The organism is Sediminimonas qiaohouensis DSM 21189, assembly GCF_000423645.1.
GTDB lineage: Bacteria > Pseudomonadota > Alphaproteobacteria > Rhodobacterales > Rhodobacteraceae > Sediminimonas > Sediminimonas qiaohouensis.
Window position 1 is genome coordinate 62,201 of record NZ_AUIJ01000008.1, and the last position, 19,476, is coordinate 81,676.

Below are 19,476 nucleotides of genomic sequence, written 5' to 3' on the forward strand. Positions count from 1 at the left end.
CTGCCCCTGCCCCTGCCCCCTACAAGCACGCCTCGAACAGGGCGCGGGTGTTGTCGTAGGTCATTTCGACCGGGTTGCCGCCGACGCTGGGGTCGGACAGCGCCGATCGGGTCAGCACGTCCAGGTCGGGGTTGGTGACGCCCAGCACGCCTAGCGTGCGGGGGATACCGAGGCTGGCGTTGAGCTGATCCACGAAGGCCGCGAACCCGTCGAAGCCGCCCGCGATGCCAAGGTAGTTGGCGGCATCGGTCAGCACCCCTTCGGCGGCGGGGCGGTTGAACTGCAGCACCGCGGGCATGCACACGGCGTTGGTGGTGCCGTGATGGGTGTGGTGATGCGCCCCGATCGGGTGGCTGAGGGCATGGATCGCGCCCAGCCCCTTCTGGAAGGCGGTCGAACCCATGGCGGCGGCGCTCATCATGTGGGCGCGGGCCTCGATATCGGCGCCATCTGCGTAGGCGCGCGGCAGGTACTCCTTGACCAGGCGCATCCCTTCGAGGGCGATGCCCTGGCTCATCGGGTGGTAATGGGGCGAGCAGAACGCCTCGACGCAGTGGGCGAACGCATCAAGGCCGGTGCCTGCGGTGATCGCGGGCGGCATGCCGACGGTCAGTTCGGGATCGCAGATCACCACCGCGGGTAGCATCCGGGGGTGGAAGATGATCTTTTTCTCATGCGTCTCGGAATTGGTGATGACGCCCGCGCGCCCCACCTCGGAGCCGGTACCGGCGGTGGTGGGCACCGCCACGATCGGCAGGATGGCATCGGCATCGGCGCGGGTCCACCAGTCGCCTATATCTTCGAAATCCCAAAGCGAGCGGCGCTGCCCGGCCATGAAGGCCAGCACCTTGGCCAGGTCCAGCCCCGAGCCGCCGCCAAAGGCGATCACGCCGTCGTAGCCGCCCTCGCGCAGCACCTCGAGCCCGGCGGCGACGTTACGCTCGTTCGGGTTGGGGTCCACCTCGGAGAACATGGCGCGGCCAAGGCCGGCCTCGTCCAGCAGGGCAAGGGTTTTCTCGGTGATGTCCATCGTGGCAAGGCCGCGATCGGTGACCAGCAGCGGCTTGGACATGCCCGCCGCGGTGCAGGCATCAGCAATTTCGGAAATGCGCCCGGCGCCAAAACGCACGGCGGTGGGATAGGTCCAGTTCCCGACAAGTTTCATCACTCAGCCCTTCTTCAAATGGTAGGATTTGGGACGGGTCAGCGCATGGAAGCCCAGAACCGACAGGCCCGCCCCGCGCCCGGTATCCTTGCACCCGGTCCAGCACAATGCCGGATCGAGGTAGTCGCAGCGGTTCATGAACACGGTGCCGGTTTGCAGCCGCTGGCCGATCCGTTCGGCGGCGTCCGCGTCATGGGTGAAGATCGCGGCGGTGAGGCCGAAATCGCTGTCGTTCATCAGCGCGATCGCCTCGTCATCGCCGCTGACCGGCATGATGCCCACGACGGGGCCAAAGCTTTCATCGCGCATCACGCGCATGCTGTGATCGACCCCGGTCAGGATTTGTGGCGTCTGGTAGGTGCCGCCGTCATCTTCGGGGAACGTGTCAATATGGGCAGTGGCGCCTTCGGCGACGGCCTCGGATATCTGGGCGCGGACCTCGTCGGCGAAGCGGCGGTTGGCCATCGGGCCGATGGTGGTGTCCTGATCCAACGGATTGCCCAGCTTCATCGCGCGCACGGTTTCGACGGCTTTCTCGACGAAGGCGTCGAACAGATCCTCGTGCACGTAGATCCGTTCGATCCCGCAGCAGCACTGCCCCGAGTTGAAGAAGGCGCCGTCCAGCAGGCCATCAACCGCCGCGGCGACATCGGCGTCGGCGCGCACATAGCCGGGGTCCTTGCCGCCCAGCTCGGTCGCGACGGGGGTGAAGGTGCCGGCGGCGGCGCGTTCCATTTCCTGGCCGCCGCGCACGGAGCCGGTGAAGTTGACGAAATCGAACGCCCGCCCCGCGATCAGGGCGCTTGTGGTGTCGTGATCGAGGAAGACGTTGGCGAACACGTCCTCGGGCACGCCGACGGCATGGAACGCCTCGGCCAGCCGCTCGCCGACCTGGAGGGTCTGGGTGGCGTGCTTGAGCACCACGGCGTTGCCGGCAATCAGGGCCGGCGCGACGGTGTTGATCGCGGTCATCCACGGGTAGTTCCAGGGGGCGACGACGAACACCACGCCATGCGGCTCGCGCGTGATCTTGCGGGTGAAGGCGGCGCTGTCCTCGATCACCATCGGCGCGAGGGCGTCGTCCGCGATGTCGGCCATGTAGGAGGCGCGTTCCTCAAAACCGCCGAACTCGCCGCCGTAGCGCACCGGGCGGCCCATCTGGTGGGCCAATTCGGTGGCCATCAGGGCGGTATCCTCGCCCACCTTGGCGACGGCGGCGCGCACCAGCGCGACGCGCTCGTCCAAGGGTCGCGCGGCCCATTCGGGCTGTGCCGCGCGGGCGGCGGCAACGCGCGCCTCGGCCGCGTCGCGCGACAGCGCGGGGCGCTCCATGTAGACGGAGCCGTCAATCGGCGAAATGCAGGTTAACGTCTTGGTCACGGCAATCCTTTCTGCCTGTCTGTGGCGTTTTCGCGCGCTTGGGCGCGGTTCAGTTCAGGCGCGTTCGAACCCTCGGGCGATTTCCCAGTCGGTCACGACGCGGTCAAACTCTTCCTGTTCCCATTCGGCGCAGCGGGTGTAGTGATCGATCACGCCATCGCCCATCGCCGCCCGCAGCATCGCGGAGTTGCGCAGCGTCGCCGTCGCCTCGCGCAGCGAGCCGGGGATTTCGCCGCCGCTGACGTCCTCGTAGACGTCGCCGCGAATGGGCGGGGCCAGGTCCATCTTGTCCTCGATACCCTTGATGCCGGCGGCGATCATCGCGGCCAGCGCCAAGTAGGGGTTCATGTCCGAGCCGCCGATGCGGCATTCGACGCGCACCGCCTTTGTCCCCTCGCCGCACAGGCGGAAACCGGCGGTGCGGTTGTCCACGGACCAGACCATGCGCGTGGGCGCGAACGTGCCTTTCATGAAGCGCTTGTAGCTGTTGACATAGGGCGCGAGGAACCATGTGTAGTCGGCGGCATAGGCGATCTGTCCGGCCATGAAATGGCGCATCACGTCGGACATGCCATATTCGCCCTTGGGGTCGTGAAAGGCCGGTTGTCCGTCCTTGAGCAGCGAGAAGTGCACGTGGCTTGAGCTGCCGACCTTGTCGGCGCGCCATTTCGGCAGGAAGCTGGCGGCGTGGCCATGTGCCCAGGCGACCTCCTTGGTGGCGTGTTTCGCGATGGTGTGGAAATCGGCGCAATCGAGGGCAGCGCCGTAGCGGATGTTCAGCTCTTCCTGCCCGGTTTCGGCCTCGCCCTTGGTGTTCTCGACGGGGATACCGGCGGCATAGAGGTGGTTGCGCAAGGGGCGCAGGATGCGCTCTTCCTTGGTGGTCTGGAGGATATGGTAATCCTCGTTGTAGCCGCTGATCGGGGTCAGGGTGCGATAGCCGGTCTTTTGCAGCTCTTCATAGCTTTGCTCGAACAGGAAGAACTCAAGCTCGGTCGCGGCGGCGGTCTGGTAGCCCATGTCGGCGAGGCGCGCGATCTGGCGCTTTAGCATGCTGCGGGGGCTGTGCGGCACCTCCTCGTGGGTGTGGTGATCGAGCACGTCGCACAGCACCATCGCGGTGCCTTCCAGCCACGGCACCGGGCGCAGGGTGTCCAGGTCGGGCTTCATCACGTAATCGCCGTAGCCTTCGGCCCAACTGGTGGCTTTGTACCCTTCGGGGGTGGCCATTTCCAGATCGGTTGCCAGCAGGTAGTTGCAGCAATGCGTTTCCTCATGCGCCGAGTCCACGAAGTGGCGGGCGTGGAACCGCTTGCCCATCAGGCGGCCCTGCATATCCACCAGGCAGACCAGAACGGTGTCAATCTCGCCCTGGTTGACCTGTGTCTTGAGGGCGTCGAACGTCAGTGCAGCGGCCATTGGGGTATCCTGTTTTTTCATCTTTCAGCGACGAGTTTTATCGACTGGGCCCCGGCGACGTGCGCCGGAGCCCGTAACGTTTGCATGGCGCCGCACCCGGGGGGGCGCGGCGCGCGCGATCAGGTGTCGTAACGATACGGCCGGCCGGCCTTTTGCATCGTCTCGTTGTAGTCCTTGATGATGCCGACCACTTTCTCGGCGACGGGGTCGCCCTCGGTCAGTTCGCCCCAGAACTCCTTGGCGGCGTTTTCGACCTGCGCCCATTCCGCGTCGGGGATGGAGGTCAGCTTCATCTTGTCGCCGTTGACGCGCAGGCGCGCCTCGCCGCCCCAGTACCACCACTGGCGGTAATAGTGCGACTGCTCCATGCAGACCATCAGCAGCGTCTTGAGGTGGTCCGGCAGCTCTTCCCAGCGGCCCATGTTGGCGAAGAAGTGCCCGATCCATGCGCCCGAGATGTTGTTGGTCAGGAAGTAGTCGGTCACATCCGCCCAGCCGACGGTGTAGTCCTCGGTGATGCCGGACCATGCGATGCCGTCCAGCTCACCGGTTTGCACGGCCACCTCGATGTCTTCCCACGGCAGGGTCACGGGGACCACGCCGAACTGCGACAGGAAGCGCCCCGCGGTTGGGAAGGTAAAGACGCGCTTGCCCTTGAGGTCTTCAAGGCTGTTGATCGGCTCCTTGGTGGCGAAGTGGCACGGATCCCAGGACCCGGCCGAGATATGCTTGACCCCGACCTTGGCGTATTCCTCTTCCCAGATCTCCTTGAGGCCATACTGGTTGAACAGCACCGGCACATCCAGCGAGTAGCGGGTGCCAAAGGGGAAGTAACCCCCGAACACCCGTACCGGCGTGGGCGACGCCATCGAGTCGTCATCCGATTGCACGGCGTCGATGGTGCCGCGCTGCATGGCGCGGAACAGTTCGCCCGTGGGCACCAGTTGGTCCGCGAAATAGAGCTCGATCTCCATCTCGTCGCCGGCGATCTGGTTGAACTTGTCGATCGCGGGTTTGACCACGTGTTCGGCCAACGCGGCACCGGCATAGGTCTGCATGCGCCAGGTGATCTTGGATTGCGCGATGGCGGGCGCGCCAAGCGATGCGCCGACCGCGCCGACACCGGCGGTGCTTAGAAACTTGCGTCTTGTCGTTGTCATGTCTTCTCTCCTATTGGGTTTTATTGATTTCGCCCCGTTGGCCGGGGTTCTTTGGGTTAATTTCCGTAGACCATCCCCGGCAGCCACAAGGCGATTTCGGGGAAAGCCATGATCAGGGCCAGCGCGCCCGCCATCACCATCACGAACGGCAGGATCGAGGCGTAGATGTCGCGCAGGCCGATTTCCGGCGGCGCCATGGCCCGCATCAGGAACAGGTTATAGCCAAAGGGCGGCGTCATGTAGGCGATCTGCGTTGTGATCGTATAGAGGACACCATACCAGATCAGGTCGAAGCCCAGCTGATCGACCAGCGGCACGTAGAGCGGCGCCACGATCACCAGCATCGCGGTATCATCAAGGAACGTGCCCATCAGGATGAAGCTGAGCTGCATCACGATCAGGATGCCCCAGGGGCCAAGGCCCATCTGTTCGGTGAACAGCCCCTCGATCGCGCGGACCGCGCCGAGGCCATCGAAGATCGCCCCGAAGGCCAGTGCGGCCATGATGATCCACATGAACATGCACGAGATCCCCAGCGTGTTGCGCACCGAGTTCTCGAACACCTGGCGCGTCATCCGCCCCTTGAGCACCGCCGCGGCAAACGCGGTCATGGCGCCGATGGCCGAGCTTTCCACCAGCGAGGTCCAGCCCTTGACGAAGGGCACCATCATCGCCGCGAAGATGATCAGCGGCAGCAGGCCGGCGCCCAGCAGGCGTATCTTTTCCGAGCGGGTGTATTGCGCGCGTTCCTCGGGCGGCAGGACCGGTCCGAGATGTGGCTGCAACCGGCAGCGGACCGCGACGTAGATCACGAACATCGCCGCCATCATCAGCCCCGGCAGCACCCCGGCCAGCCAGAGCTGCCCCACGGGCTGCCGCGCGATCATCGCATAGAGCACCAGCACCACCGATGGCGGCACCAGGATGCCCAGGCTTGAGCCTGCCTGTATCACGCCGGTGACCATGATCTTGTCATAGCCCCGCCTGAGCAGTTCGGGCAGCGCGATGGTCGCGCCGATGGCCATGCCCGCCACCGACAGCCCGTTCATCGCCGAGATCAGCACCATCAGCCCGATCGTGCCGATCGCCAGCCCGCCGCGCAGCGGGCCCATCCAGACGTGGAACATCTTGTAGAGGTCATCGGCGATGCGGCTTTCCGACAGGACGTAGCCCATGAAGATAAACATCGGCAGCGTCAGCAGCGGATACCATTTCATCAGCTTCATGGCGGCCGAAAACGGGATGGCAACGCCGCCTGTGCCCCATAGCAGCATGCCGGCCAGCGCGCCGACAAAGCCGATGGCGGCAAACACGCGCTGCCCCGTCATCAGCATCAGCATCATCGAGGCGAACATAACCAGGGCGATCATTTCGTGAGGCATCAGATTTCTTCTCCGCGAATGCGACAGATATCACGGACGAACTCCGCGGATGCCTGCAGGATCATCATGCAAATTCCCAGGATCATGACCGCCTTGATCGGCCACAGATAGGGGCGCCAGGCGGTCGGGCTGCGTTCCATGTATCCCAGTTGCTCATGCGCGGCATCAAAGCCCCCGGTCAGCAGCGCGCCGAGCAGATCAGCGAAGAACACGAACGGCTCGGACCCGAAATAGCCAAGCGAATAGGCCATGGATTCGATCCCGCCGAGGAACAGGATCATCAGGAAATAGAGCAGGAAAAACACCGTGAAGGCATCGACCCAGGCCTTGGTGCGCGGTGACCAGCTTCCGTAGAACAAATCCATCCGCACGTTCGCCCCCAATTGCAGCGAATAGGGGCCGCCGATGATGTAGTAGGCCACCATGGTGAACTGTGCCATTTCCAGCGTCCAGGGCGACGGCGCCAGCAAGGTCTTGGAAATCGAGGACCACAGCAGGATACCGATCAGCACGAAGATCAGGTACATCGCGACCCGGCCGATCCGCCGGTTGATGCCATCGACGCGCCGTACGTAGCCGCGCACGAGGCGGCCGCCGAGGCTATGTTGCGCGGTGCCTGTCATCTGGCGGCCCCCTGTTGGTCATGGCTTTGGACGGGCAGGCAGTCGCTGATGGCGTCGCGCAGAAGCGGCGTCAGGATGGCGGCAATCCGCGCCACCCCTTCGGCATCGCGCAGCAGGGCGTTGGACACCTCGATCATCAGGTTGGGAAGGCCGCGCGCGACGCCGTGTTCGCGCAAGGTGTGGGTGACACCATCGGTCGCGTCGTAGGGGGCGTTGAGGCGGGTATCCAGATCGATCCCGCGGGCCTTGGCGGCCTGCATCATCGCGTGCGCGAGATCGGAATCGGAATCGTGCAAAAGCCCCAGCTCGACCTCGCGCACCTGGCCGTTGAAAACCGGCGTGAAGCTATGGACCGTGACCAGGGCAAAGGGCGCCTGGTGCGCATCCAGCACCTCGGTCAGGGTGCGGCGGAACGGGTGATAAACGGCATCGACGCGCGCGCCGCGCTCAGCATCGGACAGGCCGCGATTGCCGGGCACCTCGATCACCTCGCTGCGCGCGGGGATGGCATCGGGGGCCTCGGGCGGGCGGTTGCAATCGTAGACCAGCCGCGAAAGGCCGCCGGCGACCAGCGGCGCATCGAACACCTCGGACAGGTGCAGCGCAAGCGCCTTCGCACCGATGTCCCAGACCGCATGCGACATACGATCCTCGGGGCGCAGGCCCAGATCATCCAAGGCGGCCGGGATCGCGTGGCTGGCGTGTTCGCACACCAGCACGACATCCCCTGCCCCGCCGGGATTGACGACCTCGACCGCGGCGCCGTCGCCACGTGCCAATTTCAAACCAGAAGATTCTTTCATGCTCTTAGGTAAGGTGACGACACGGGGCGGTGTCAATGATTTTGTAGCATTCTTTACATTTGACTTGTAGGTTTACTATATTCTTCAAACGGAGTGCTCATGTCTACATCGCCAAAGCTTGTGAAACAGATGATCCGTGACGGGATGGAGGGCCTGACGCGGTCGGAGCGGCAGTTGGCCGACACGCTGTTGCAGGACTATCCGATGGCGGGCCTGCGGTCGGTGACGCGGCTGGCGCAGGCGGCGAAGGTTTCAACGCCCACGGTGATCCGCATGGCGCGCAAGCTGGGCTTTGACGGGTTTCCCGACATGCAGGAAAGCCTGCGCAACGAGCTGTCCGAGCAGATCAAGAAGCCAACATCCAAACATGACCTGTGGCATGCACAGAGCGAAGATACGCATAGCCTGAACACCTTTGCGCAGGCTGTCATCTCGAACTTGCGGCACACGCTGGAGCGGCTGGATGCGTCGGTGTTCGACGATGTTGCCGCCCTTTTGGCCGATACGGGCAAGCCCGCGTACCTGGTGGGCGGGCGGATCACGCGATCGAACGCCGATTACATGTTCAACCACCTGCAGATCATCCGCCCCAACGTCACGCACCTGAGCCATTCGCCCAACGTTTGGCCGCAATACCTGTTGGATATGGATGACAACGCGGTCCTGATCATATTCGACATCCGGCGCTATGAATCCGATCTGCACAAGCTGGCGCGGCTGGCGGCGGACCGGGGCACCACGATCGTGCTGTTCACCGATCAGTGGGGATCGCCAATCAGCAAGGTCGCGGATTTCTGTTTCAACGCGCTGGTCGAGGCGCCTTCGAACTGGGATTCCACGATCAGCATCATGCTGTTGATCGAGGCGCTGATCGCGAAGGTCCAAGGCACGCGCGGCGCGGATAGCAAGGATCGAATCGAAGAACTGGAGTCGATGTTCAGCGCGACCAAGCTGTTTCGCAATTTCAACTGAAAAGCAGCAAAATTTCAGATACCTAGGGCCCGAGGACCCGGTGAGATTGTCACGAATATCCCCAAAAATAGTGGATTTAAGCCATTCTGAATATATGTTAACCATTTTCCGCCTATGCGAGAAAGGCTGGGAATGAGTAGTACTGGTGACGCCGGTCAGAAAGGCGATGCCGCCGGCCAGCAAGATATCGATCACGACTCCGCACTTCGGGAAGTCTTTGACATGGCGCCAAATGGCGTCATTCAGGTTGACTGCGACGATGGCGAGATCACGCATGCAAATTCGGCGATGGTGCAGATAAGCGGGTACGGGTTATCCGACCTGCTTGGCATGCGTTTTGACGATCTCGTGGACACGCGCGCGGGCGAGTTTTCCTTTGCCTCCATGATGTCCTCCCCGATGAGCGAAAGCGCCGTCGGGCCGTTCGAGGTGGCGTTCATTGACGCGGACGGCTCGTCCCTTCCGGTGGATGTGCGCGGCAAGCTTTGGCCCGACGTTTACGGCAAGCAGATGCTGTGGCTGTTCGTCTGCGACCTGCGGGACCACATGCAGAAAGAGGCAGAGCGCGAAGCCGCCCACGAAAAGGCGCAAGAGGCGCAAATCCAGTTGACCGAGGCGATCGAGGCGTTGCCGGATGGCTTCGTTCTGACGGATGCCGAGGGGCGCCTGGTGCTGTTCAATTCGACCTTCCGCAACATGTATCCCGAGCTGAAGCACAAGATCGAAGTCGGGCAGCCCCTGCTGGAGACGCAGCGCACGGGGATTGAACTGGGCATATATGCCAACCCGGGTGCCCTGCGATCGGCGAGCAGCGCCGACCCCACGCGCGACGAGATAGTGCAGATGACCGATGGACGATCGATCAGGTTGCTGGAACACGCGACGCCAAGCGGCGGGCGCGTCGGTCTGCGCATCGACCTGACCGACATGGTTGAGGCCGAAAGGCGGCTGTCCGACATCATCGAGGCGGCGCGGCTTGGCACCTTCGAGGTGGACCTTGCCACGCGGCTGAACCACATAAACGACCGTTGGGCGGAAATGCTGGGCTATGAGCGCGAGGAGCTTGAGCCGATAGACTACGACACGTTCCGTGAGATGCTTCATCCAGACGACCGCGGCACATTTGATGACCAGATCGCGGCCTATGAAAGCGGCGCCGAGGTGTTCGAGCGAGACATGCGCATGCGCCACAGGGACGGGCATTATATCTGGGTGTTCAGCCGTGGCCGGATCACCCGCCGCGACAAAAACGGTCAGCCGACCCGGATCTCCGGCATCCACCTGGATATCAGCGAGCACAAAGCCCGCGAGGAGGCGCTGCGCGCTGCGAAGAAGTCGCTGGAGGACACCACCGCCGAACGCGACGACGCGGAGCAGCGGTTTTTCGACGTCACCAACGTCTCAAACATGTGGTATTGGGAGCAGGACGCAGATCAGCGCTTTACCTACGTCTCGGACAGCGTAGAGCGCACGTCCAACCTGACAGCGGAGATGCTGATCGGCAGGACGCGCGCCGAGCTACTGGGCGATGACAAGGAGGCGCAGGAGGCCGCGGATTGGGACGGGCTGCAGCGAAAAATCGCCGCGCACGAGCCGTTTCGGGATTTCACCTACATGGTTCCGGGCGGCGACGGGCAACCGGACAAGTGGTACAGGTCCTCGGGCGCGCCGTTCTATGACCGCGACGGGCAGTTCGCCGGGTATCGCGGCATCGGCGCGGACGTGACCGAACTGGTCGATGCGATGAAGCGCGCGCAGGCCGCCAACCGCAGCAAATCGCAGTTCCTGGCGAACATGAGCCATGAAATCCGCACGCCGCTCAATGGTGTTTTGGGCATGGCGGAGCTGCTTGAGGGCAGTATCGAGACCCCGGAAAAACTGCGCATGATCCGCACGATCCGCACCTCGGGTGAGAACTTGTTGAACATCATCAACGATCTTCTGGACATGTCCAAGATCGAAGCGGGGCGTATGAACTTGGAAAACAGACCCTTCCGCATAGACGAGATTTTGCGACGCCTGGAAGACATCCACCTTCTCAGGGCCGAGGAAAAGGGCCTGTCGTTCGAGGTCATGATCGGATCGGGCTGCGACCTGCCGCGCATGGGCGACAGTCACCGCGTGCAGCAGATCCTGCACAACCTTCTGAGCAACGCGATCAAGTTCACCGAAGAGGGATCGGCCACCCTGACCGTTCTGGCCCGTGAGGATCAGCCGGTGAAGATAACGATCGAGGACACAGGCATCGGTATGACGCCCGAGCAGATCGAGCAGGTGTTCGATGATTTCGTGCAGGCCGACAGTTCGATCTCGCGGCGGTTCGGGGGCACCGGCCTGGGCATGCCGATCGTGCGCAAGATGGTCACGATGATGAATGGCAAGATAGACGTAGACAGTACCCCCGGCGAGGGGACGCGCATCACGGTCACGCTACCGCTGCCGATGGCCGCGAACCAGATCAACGAGCCCAAGTCCGAGCCGAGCGCGCCGCAAGATTTTTCCGGGCATCGCATCCTGGTGGCTGACGACAACCGGACGAACCGCGATTTGATGGCGGCGATGCTTCAGTCGATGGGCGCCGATTGCAAGCTGGTCAATGACGGTGTCGAGGCGGTGCAAGCCGCGCGCGACGGCAAGTTCGACTTGATCTTGATGGATATCTCGATGCCGCTGAAGGATGGCATGACCGCGCTGGCCGAGATCCGCGAGGAGGAAAAGGCGATGACCCCAGGCGAACAGGTGCCCATCGTCGCGGTGACAGCGCATGCCATGGCGCATCAGATCGCCGAATATGTCGTCGCCGGCTTTGACAGCCACCTGAGCAAACCCTTCAGCCGCGCCGACCTGGCGCAGATCATGTCGGTCATGCTGGACCGGGCGGCGTAGCGCGGCGGGCCGGTACGCACCCCATAGCAGCTTTGACCGGGGACAGCGGGCCGCGTTATCGGCGCGTTGGCCGCAAACGCCTGCCACCCGCTAACGCATTGCCGTTTTGGTGAAGTTCTGCCCGAGATCGTTCTTCTGTCACCCTCATAGCGTCTTGCGCGGGTGGCAACGCGGGTTCCGTCCAGACATGCGAGACCATGCATGAGGAAAACAGGGCGCAGCTCAACACATTACGCAACAGGTATCAGCCGGGCCATTGGCCCACACGGGTGCGATCATGACCGCGCAGTTGCCCACCATCGCGCGGGCCAAGGCGCAGGCAAAGCGCCTGCGCGCGCCTCGGTACCAATAAGCAGGCCGCGCGCATTGCGCGCCGCCTGCTACTGTTCGCGGAATGCCCGTGCCATCGAGTCGGTTATCGGCTTGGACAAGTATTCGACGAACGTCCGCTCGGCGGTCTTGATCATCACCTGCGCCGGCATGCCGGGGGTGGGTGAGAAGCCCTTGACCCTTTCGATTTCTTCCGCGGAAAGGCGGACACGGGCAAGGTAGACTTCCTGCGGGGTTTCCTCGGACTCGTCCTTGAGCGAGTCCGCCGATACGTAATACACCGTCCCGTTGAGCACCGGCGTTGTCCGCTGGTTCAAGGCGACGAGGCGGATGGTCGCCTTCTGGCCAACCTTGACGCTGTCGATATCCGTGCGTGCCAGCTTGGCCTCGATGATGAGCGGGGCGCCGGAGGGCAGGATCTCGGCGATGGGTTTGCCGCTTTCGATGACGCCGCCGGGCGTGTTGTAGTTCATGTGAACGACGGTTCCGGAAACCGGCGAATTGATCGTCGAGCGCTGGAACACCTCGCGGGCGCGGCTGTAGTTTTCGCGCACGGTGTCCAGTTCGTTTTCCGCCGATTGCAACTCGTCCAGCGCGGCGTTCTTGTGTTCGACGATGATCTGTTCGATCTGGCCGGCGTGTTTTTCCAACAGGGCGTTGGCCTCGGCGATCTCGGCTTTCAACTGACCGATCTGGCCCCAGCCATCGGCCTTGGCGCGCGACAGCGAGTTGAGCCGCGATCTTTGGGATAGCCCCTTTTCCAGAAGCTGCGATTGCGCCGAGATGTCTTCGTCCAGCAAATCGATCTGCTTTTCCAGCGCGTCGAGCTGCGATACATACCCTTCCTTGCGGCTGCGTAGTGCGAGGATGGTGCTTTCCAGCAGGCCGATTTCCTTGGACAGCTTGGACTTGGACGCCTGAAAGCTGCGCCGCTGATTGGTCAGGATCTGTTCGATCTCGGAATCCATGGGAATGCCGTGCAGGAATTCCGGCGTTTCAAAGACCTTGTCGCCGTTATACTCGGCCAAGAGGCGCGCGGTGATCGTTTCAAGCCGCGCACGTCTGAGAAAATATTCGCGCAGCTTTGCCTGCGCGGCGGTTTCGTCAAGCTGTATGATCGGCTCCCCCTTTTCGACGAAGTCCCCTTCGGACACGAGGATTTCGCGGATGATGCCGCCTTCGAGGTGCTGAATGATCTGGTTGTTGCCGGTCGCCACGAATGACCCTTGGGTGATGACGGCGGCGGCCAGCGGCGCCATGAACGCCCAGGCACCGAACCCGCCAAACGAGATCAGCATCACCAGGATGCCGATTATGCTCAGGCGCTTGATCGAGCGGGGCACGTCCGAGAACCATTGGCGCTGATCCGGGGCGGGTTGTGTGTTGGTGACAGTCACGGGGAACTCTCCTGCTTCATATCAATTGCTGCCGTCGGTGATGTTGCCACCGTGCCCTTTGCCGCCCTGCTGACCCTGACCGTTGCCGCCGCCGGAGAGCGATTTGAGCACCTCGTCGCGGGCGCCGATCATGGCGACGCTGCCGTTGGCAAGCAGCAGGATCTTGTCCACATGCGCCAGCAGCGATGGCTTTTGCGTGACGACGACGACGGTCATGCCCTGCTGCTTGGCGTGTTGCAGGGCCTGTTCCAGCGCGTGATCGCCCGAAACGTCGAGGTTCGAGTTGGGCTCGTCCAGCACCAGCAACCTGGGGTCGCCAAAGAAGGCGCGCGCAAGGGCGATCCGCTGTTTCTGGCCCCCCGACAGCGGCGAGCCGTCGGCGGCCACCACGGTTTCATACCCGTGCGGCAGATTGGCGACCATGTTGTGCACATCGGCAAGCTGCGCGGCGCGATAAATCTGGTCATCCGTCGCGTCCGAGCGCATTCGCGCGATGTTGTCCTTGATGGTGCCGGGGAACAATTGCACATCCTGCGGCAGGTAGCCGATGTTTTCGCCGAACTGGCGCTGATCCCAGTTGCGCAGGTCCATCAGGTCAAGCCTGACGCACCCCGAGGTCGGTAGGATCGCCCCCACCAGCATCTTGCCCAGCGTCGTCTTGCCCGCGCCGGAATTGCCGATCACGGCAAGCGAAGAGCCAGGGGAAAGCGAGAAGCTGATCCCGTTGAGCACCACGCTCTTGGTGCCGTGGGGGACGTAGAGAAGGCGCTCAACGTCCAGGCGCCCTTCGGGTTGGGGAAGGCGCAGCCGCTCGCGGTTGAGAGGCGAGGATTTGAGCAGGTCGGCGATCCGTCCATAGGCGGCGCGCGACAGCAGGAACTGGTTCCAGCCTTCGATCGCGCCCTCGATCGGGGCAAGCGCACGCCCCGCAATGATCGACGCCGCGATCACCATGCCCCCGGTCAGTTGCCCCTGCAGCGCCAGGAACGCGCCCCAGCCCAGCATCCCGACCTGCGCCAACAGGCGCACCCCGCGCGAAAAGGCGGCGGCGGTGATATTGAGATCCTGCGCGCGCACCTGCGCCGTCAGCGAGGCCGCCGTGTCGCGCCCCCAGATCGACACCGTTTCGGGGATCATCGCCAGCGCATTGATGATCTGGCTGTTGCGCGACATCGAATCGAGGTGCAGGTTGGCCATGCTTTGATGCCGGTTGGCCTGTGCGAACGGCCCCGAGGTGATGCGCTGGTTGATCAGGGCGATCCCCAGCAAGACCAGGGCCGTGCTGATGACGATCATCCCGAGATGGAAATGGATCAGGAAGATCACCGCGATGAAGATCGGGGCGAAAGGCGCATCCAGGAACGACAGGAGCGTGCCCGACACCAGGAACCCGCGCAATTGCTGCAAATCACCAAGCGTCTGGTATTCGCGCCCGTTGCTGGACAGTGCGGCGCGCGCAGCCGCACTCAGGATCGAAGAGCCAAGCCGCGTGGCCAGTTCCACAGCCGTTCGCATCAGCACAAACCGGCGCATCGCATCGAAAAACGCCTGAAGCAGCACCGCGCCCACGATCACCACCGTGAGCATGATCAGCGTATCGATCGACCGGCTGGTCAGGACGCGGTCGGCGATCTGGAACAGGTAGACGGGGATCGCCAGGATCAGAAGGTTGGTCGCGCAGCTAAACAGCATGACGACCGACAAGTTGCTACGGACCGCGGCGATGCCCGATTTGAGGTCAGCGGAAAAATCGACGGGCCCCATGCGGCGGTGAAACCGGCCGCCGCCTGATCCGCCGCCGCCCCCGCCGCCGTTCGCGGGGGGCTGGGCCCCTTTGTCGGTCACCTCGCGGTTGGTGCGGTTTTCACCCCCCTCCACATCGGGCGTCTTGGTGACGATGGGGGTGTCCGGGTTGGCGCGCGCCTCGGATTTGGGAGCGTCGGACCTGGGCGCATCGGATTTGGGCGCATCGGAATTGGGCGCGTCGGAATTGGGCGTGTCGGACCTGGCGGTTTCGCCTTGGGCGACCTTTTGCTGTGCGCGCAAGGTCAACACCTCTTCCGCGCAGCCCTGAGGCCCTTCGTGAGTGGAGGCGTCGCCTGTCGGCCGGGTAATCCTGGTAGCTTTGTTCATGTTCAATGCTCAAATATTGCGTGTTTCAATTCAGGCGACCATCCCGCCCATCGGGTCGTTGCCGAGCGCATCTTCGTGCACATACCCCGATTGCGCGGTCGCACCGTCGTCTGTTTGCTGATCGGTCCCGTCCATGAGGAAGGCCACCGCTTCGTTCACCAGCCCGCCCTCGCCTTCGCCAGCAAGCTCGCTTTCGTCCATGACGACGAGGCCCGCCTGGTGCATGAGCGCGTCGGAATAGGTATCGCCACCCACGTAAATATCTGAATCAAAACCAAATTCAGAGATAACAGCGAGGTTCGCCAGCGTGTTGGAACCTGCGGTGACAGACGCATCCGTGCCGCCACCTTCCATATGCGGGCCGCCTTGCCAGATCTGATCGGAATCGCCCACGACATTGATCTGGTAGACAAGCTGAACGCTGATCAGATCCCCCTCGATGTAAAGGACATTGATGGAATCGCGCCCCTCGAACTGCTCAAGCGAGCGAATTTCGCCCGAGACGCTGTCGGACCCGCTGGCAAGGCTGTTGCCCAGTTCCTTGAACATCGCGGGCATGTCCTGGTAATTGTCCTGCCCGACGCTCTGGATCGCGGCCTGGTTCCACAGGACGTTCTCGCCGCTTGATATGGTCCAGTCCGCGTCCTGCGGATAGGTGATGAAATCATCGTCGAGCAGCACGTTGATCTGGTTGATCATGCTGACATTGATGATGTCACCGCCCACGACGATCAGATCGTACGAGTAGGTCATCTGCGCCAGGGTGGCCGCGTTCAGGACAAGGTTGCCGCCGGTCTGGATGAAGGTTTCGGAGGCGCCGAACTCCTTGCTGACGATGTCGTTGTCCACGACGTGGTTGTCTTGCCGCAGGTAGTTGACGTTGACCAGATCGCCATCAAGGCGCACCACCGACGCGAAGCTTGGGAATGTCGGATCCTCATCGCTGTGCTGGTCCTCGGTGTAATCCGTGCCTGAGTTGGCCGCAAGAGTGAGCGCAGTGCTGATGTTCATCATGACGTTGCTGGCGGCGCCTGCGCTCTGGACCGCGCCGTTGATGGTGTCGTGATCGCTCAGGACGTTGACCTGGCTGATGCTGGACACCGACAGGCTGTTGCCCATGGCCGCGATGACCGGCGCGTCGGCCATGGCAAGATCGATATATGCCTCGTTCACGACCGTGTTGCCGCCCAGGACAACCTCGTGCGCGGGGCCTACGCCGTCATTGGGCTCGGGCAACTCGGGCAGCGCGTCCTTGAGCGTTGGCACATCGTCGCCCTCGACAAGGGTGCCATTGACATGCGTGCCGCCCCATTGCTCATCGGTCAGTGTGTAAATCCCGGCTTCGGCCGCTGCGGCGACCTTGAAATCCGCGACCGCGTCCTTCGCGTCATACGCGGTATCCTTGATGGTATTGCCGTTCGCGGGGGGGCCGGGCATCGTGGGCCCGCCCAGCGTGTCCGCGACGGACGCAAGCCAACCTAGCGCGAGATCCTGCGCCACCGGCGAGACGAATGTGCCCCCGTCCAGGCCCATCAGCGTATCGGAATCCGACAACCAGTTGCTTTGGACGATAACAGTCGCGATGGAGGATGGCGGCGGGGGTATGAAAACCACCGGCGCCTCTGCGAAGCTGGCCGATTGCGGCAATTGCGCCGGGTTATCCAGCTCGAACGCGAAAGGCGTATGGTTGTTCGGCATGAAATCGGGTTTGAGGTAGACCGAGATCGGCACAAAGCGGTCAGGCAGGGGCGGCAGATCAATGTCATAGTCAATCCCCGGATCGAACCCGTTCAACTGATACGGCGCCGAGACATTGAGTGTTACGGTGTGGAGGTTTCCCGGGTCCGTGAACTCGGGTCCGTCACCCTTGAACGGATCGTAGCTGATGCGCCAGCGCGCTTCTTCAACCACTTGATCGAATGACCCGATGAAATGCGCGATCGCCTCTGTGGTGAGATCATAGGCCATTTGTCCATACCCCACTCCTCACGAGGATCAGCCCAATCCCCGATGGATGAGACCTGCGCGACACATGCCGCGCAGGTATTTTCATGGAAAGCCGGTGGTGGCTTATGCCATCCCGTCGTCTTCGCCGATCATGGTCGAAGACAGCGATCCGCCGACAACGGTCATGTCAACCGTGTTGCCCATGACGTTGGCGCCCTGGACAATGCTTTGGTTGAATGCGTCGGTATCGACAACAGCGGATGCCTGCGCTTCGGAGAACCCGTTCACGAAGCCATCATCACCATTGTGCGAGCCCCAGGCGCCGCCTGTTGCTGCGCCGCCATCACCGTTGGTAGCGTGCCCGGCATTGCCGCCAGCGCCGCCGATTGCTCCGGCGTGGCCTCCGGCTCCGCCAGCAGCAAGCCCAGCACCCAGTCCGGAGCTGAGCCCCGCACCAAGCGCGCCAGCTTCGCCGCTGTTGCCACCGTCGCCATCGTTGGCACCCAGTGCGCCCGAGCCAGCGTTGCCGCCGTCGCCGCCATCACCGCCAAGGCCGGCACCGATGCCGACAAGGCCAAGACCGACACCGAGGGCACCGCCCCCGTCAGCATCGCTCACGCCGGTTGCATTGGAGCTGCCGCTGCCGCCGTCTCCGCCGTCACCGCCGCGACCGGTGGTGCCACCGGTGCCAACGCCGACACCAATTGAGCCCAGACCAACGCCAGTGCCAGCACCGCCGGCACCGCCGGTTGCGCCTGCACTACCGCCAGCACCGCCGCCTGTCGTGGCGCCGCCACCACCGGAGCCGCCGTCCGGCTCGGCTTCGATGCCTTCATCGGCCGTCGCCGTGCCCCCGCTTGCAGTGTTGTTCTGCTGGAAGCTGGCGCTGTTGGTCACCTGCGCGTTGTCGATGTGGTCTTGATCGTCCATCGTCGCAGATTGGGCCAATACCATTCCGGCATCGTTGCCCGCACCGTTCAGCGCCCCCGACAGAGCATCCTTGAGGTTGATGTCGTTGCCGGCGCCAGTAATGGCGGTGCTGCCATGGTCGGCCATCGCGATCGAGCCCGTGGAGCTACCACCGGACAGGTCGAAATCCCCGAAATCGTCATCGGAGGGAAGGCCACCAAGCCCAACATCAACGTTCACGTCCACGCCAACATCCGTCGTACTAGTATTCGTGTTGGAGTTGGAGTTTGAGTTGGAATTGCCGTTGGTGTTGGAATTGCCGTTGGTATTGGTGTTGCCGTTGGCGTTGGTATTCCCGTTGGCGTTGTAGTTGCCGTTGGAATTCCCATTGTCATTCCCGTTGGCATTGAAGTTGCCGTTGCCATTCAGGTTCCCGTTGCCATTCAGGTTGCCGTTGCCGTTGAGATTCACGCTCTCACTGCTTTGGCTCTGGCTTTGGCCCTGTCCTTGGCCCTGACCCTGGCCCTGGCCCTGAAGCTGGCCTTGGCCCTGACCCTGCAGTTGCCCTTGGGCCTGCAGGCCGAAAAGATGATGTGGTCTATGAAGTGGCATTGTTCGTGCTCCGTTTCAGGCATCCGAACGTCACCGCTCTCTATCAAGTGACATGTCTTCGAATGCTATTGAGTTTTCTTGATGGTCTTCGGGTGCCTCGACGAGGTCTCGATCCAGGCTTACCCGTCATTTGAACGCATGATTTACCTGTCCTGACCCTGTCCTTTCTCGGGACGCCAGGCTTGGATCAAGGAATAACAATGTCAGGAAACGGGCAAAATATTTCGTGTGAAATCATCTGCCCGTCAATCCGTAACCCCCCTGAAACAAGCCAATGTCCCGCTTGCATCTGCACGAAACCGTGCAACGTCGAACATGTCCGGGAATCGGGGGAGGAAAACAGCCATCAATTAAGTTT

13 protein-coding genes are annotated in these 19,476 nt (G+C 62.8%); 2 read left to right on the forward strand and 11 right to left on the reverse strand.

What is annotated here, in order from left to right; all coding sequences use genetic code 11:
- Nucleotides 1–19: 19 nt before the first annotated feature.
- The 7 genes from G568_RS0108700 to G568_RS0108730 form a co-directional block, all read right to left on the reverse strand.
- Complete coding sequence (locus tag G568_RS0108700; protein WP_026757658.1) at nt 20–1,165, reverse strand: iron-containing alcohol dehydrogenase; 1,146 nt, start codon at nt 1,163–1,165, stop codon at nt 20–22.
- Between the two features lie 3 nt (nt 1,166–1,168).
- On the reverse strand, nt 1,169–2,545 hold the full coding sequence (locus G568_RS0108705; RefSeq protein WP_026757659.1) for an aldehyde dehydrogenase family protein: 1,377 nt from the start codon (nt 2,543–2,545) through the stop codon (nt 1,169–1,171).
- A gap of 54 nt (nt 2,546–2,599) precedes the next feature.
- Entirely contained in the window at nt 2,600–3,964 is a 1,365-nt protein-coding gene (locus G568_RS0108710; RefSeq protein WP_026757660.1) for a glutamine synthetase family protein, read from the reverse strand.
- Nucleotides 3,965–4,083: 119 nt separating this feature from the next.
- Nucleotides 4,084–5,124 (reverse strand): TRAP transporter substrate-binding protein, encoded by a 1,041-nt coding sequence (locus tag G568_RS0108715; protein ID WP_026757661.1) that lies wholly within the window; start codon nt 5,122–5,124, stop codon nt 4,084–4,086.
- Between the two features lie 56 nt (nt 5,125–5,180).
- Nucleotides 5,181–6,506, reverse strand: a complete 1,326-nt coding sequence (locus G568_RS0108720; RefSeq protein ID WP_026757662.1) for a TRAP transporter large permease — start codon at nt 6,504–6,506, stop codon at nt 5,181–5,183.
- Nucleotides 6,506–7,129, reverse strand: a complete 624-nt coding sequence (locus tag G568_RS0108725) for a TRAP transporter small permease subunit (RefSeq protein WP_037373908.1) — start codon at nt 7,127–7,129, stop codon at nt 6,506–6,508. Before G568_RS0108725 ends, G568_RS0108720 begins: the two co-directional genes overlap by 1 nt.
- Nucleotides 7,126–7,932: an N-formylglutamate amidohydrolase gene (locus G568_RS0108730; protein ID WP_037373910.1), complete on the reverse strand. Its 807-nt coding sequence runs from the start codon at nt 7,930–7,932 to the stop codon at nt 7,126–7,128. Before G568_RS0108730 ends, G568_RS0108725 begins: the two co-directional genes overlap by 4 nt.
- Nucleotides 7,933–8,031: 99 nt before the next feature.
- On the opposite strand from G568_RS0108730, the gene G568_RS0108735 reads away from it, so the two are divergent.
- Complete coding sequence (locus G568_RS0108735; protein ID WP_037373930.1) at nt 8,032–8,904, forward strand: MurR/RpiR family transcriptional regulator; 873 nt, start codon at nt 8,032–8,034, stop codon at nt 8,902–8,904.
- A gap of 132 nt (nt 8,905–9,036) precedes the next feature.
- On the forward strand, nt 9,037–11,790 hold the full coding sequence (locus G568_RS19680) for a PAS domain S-box protein (RefSeq protein ID WP_051202875.1): 2,754 nt from the start codon (nt 9,037–9,039) through the stop codon (nt 11,788–11,790).
- Nucleotides 11,791–12,170: 380 nt separating this feature from the next.
- Here G568_RS19680 and G568_RS0108750 read toward each other — a convergent pair whose 3' ends face one another.
- The 4 genes from G568_RS0108750 to G568_RS18585 all read right to left on the reverse strand — a co-directional run bounded on the left by G568_RS0108750 (nt 12,171) and on the right by G568_RS18585 (nt 18,977).
- Nucleotides 12,171–13,517, reverse strand: a complete 1,347-nt coding sequence (locus G568_RS0108750) for an HlyD family type I secretion periplasmic adaptor subunit (protein WP_026757666.1) — start codon at nt 13,515–13,517, stop codon at nt 12,171–12,173.
- 21 nt (nt 13,518–13,538) lie between these two features.
- Nucleotides 13,539–15,650 carry a type I secretion system permease/ATPase gene (locus tag G568_RS18580; protein ID WP_084627367.1) on the reverse strand — a complete coding sequence of 704 codons (2,112 nt, stop codon included), beginning with the start codon at nt 15,648–15,650 and terminating at the stop codon, nt 13,539–13,541.
- 30 nt (nt 15,651–15,680) lie between these two features.
- Nucleotides 15,681–17,618: a hypothetical protein gene (locus tag G568_RS0108760; protein ID WP_026757667.1), complete on the reverse strand. Its 1,938-nt coding sequence runs from the start codon at nt 17,616–17,618 to the stop codon at nt 15,681–15,683.
- A gap of 102 nt (nt 17,619–17,720) precedes the next feature.
- Entirely contained in the window at nt 17,721–18,977 is a 1,257-nt protein-coding gene (locus G568_RS18585; protein ID WP_051202877.1) for a hypothetical protein, read from the reverse strand.
- Nucleotides 18,978–19,476: the final 499 nt, after the last annotated feature.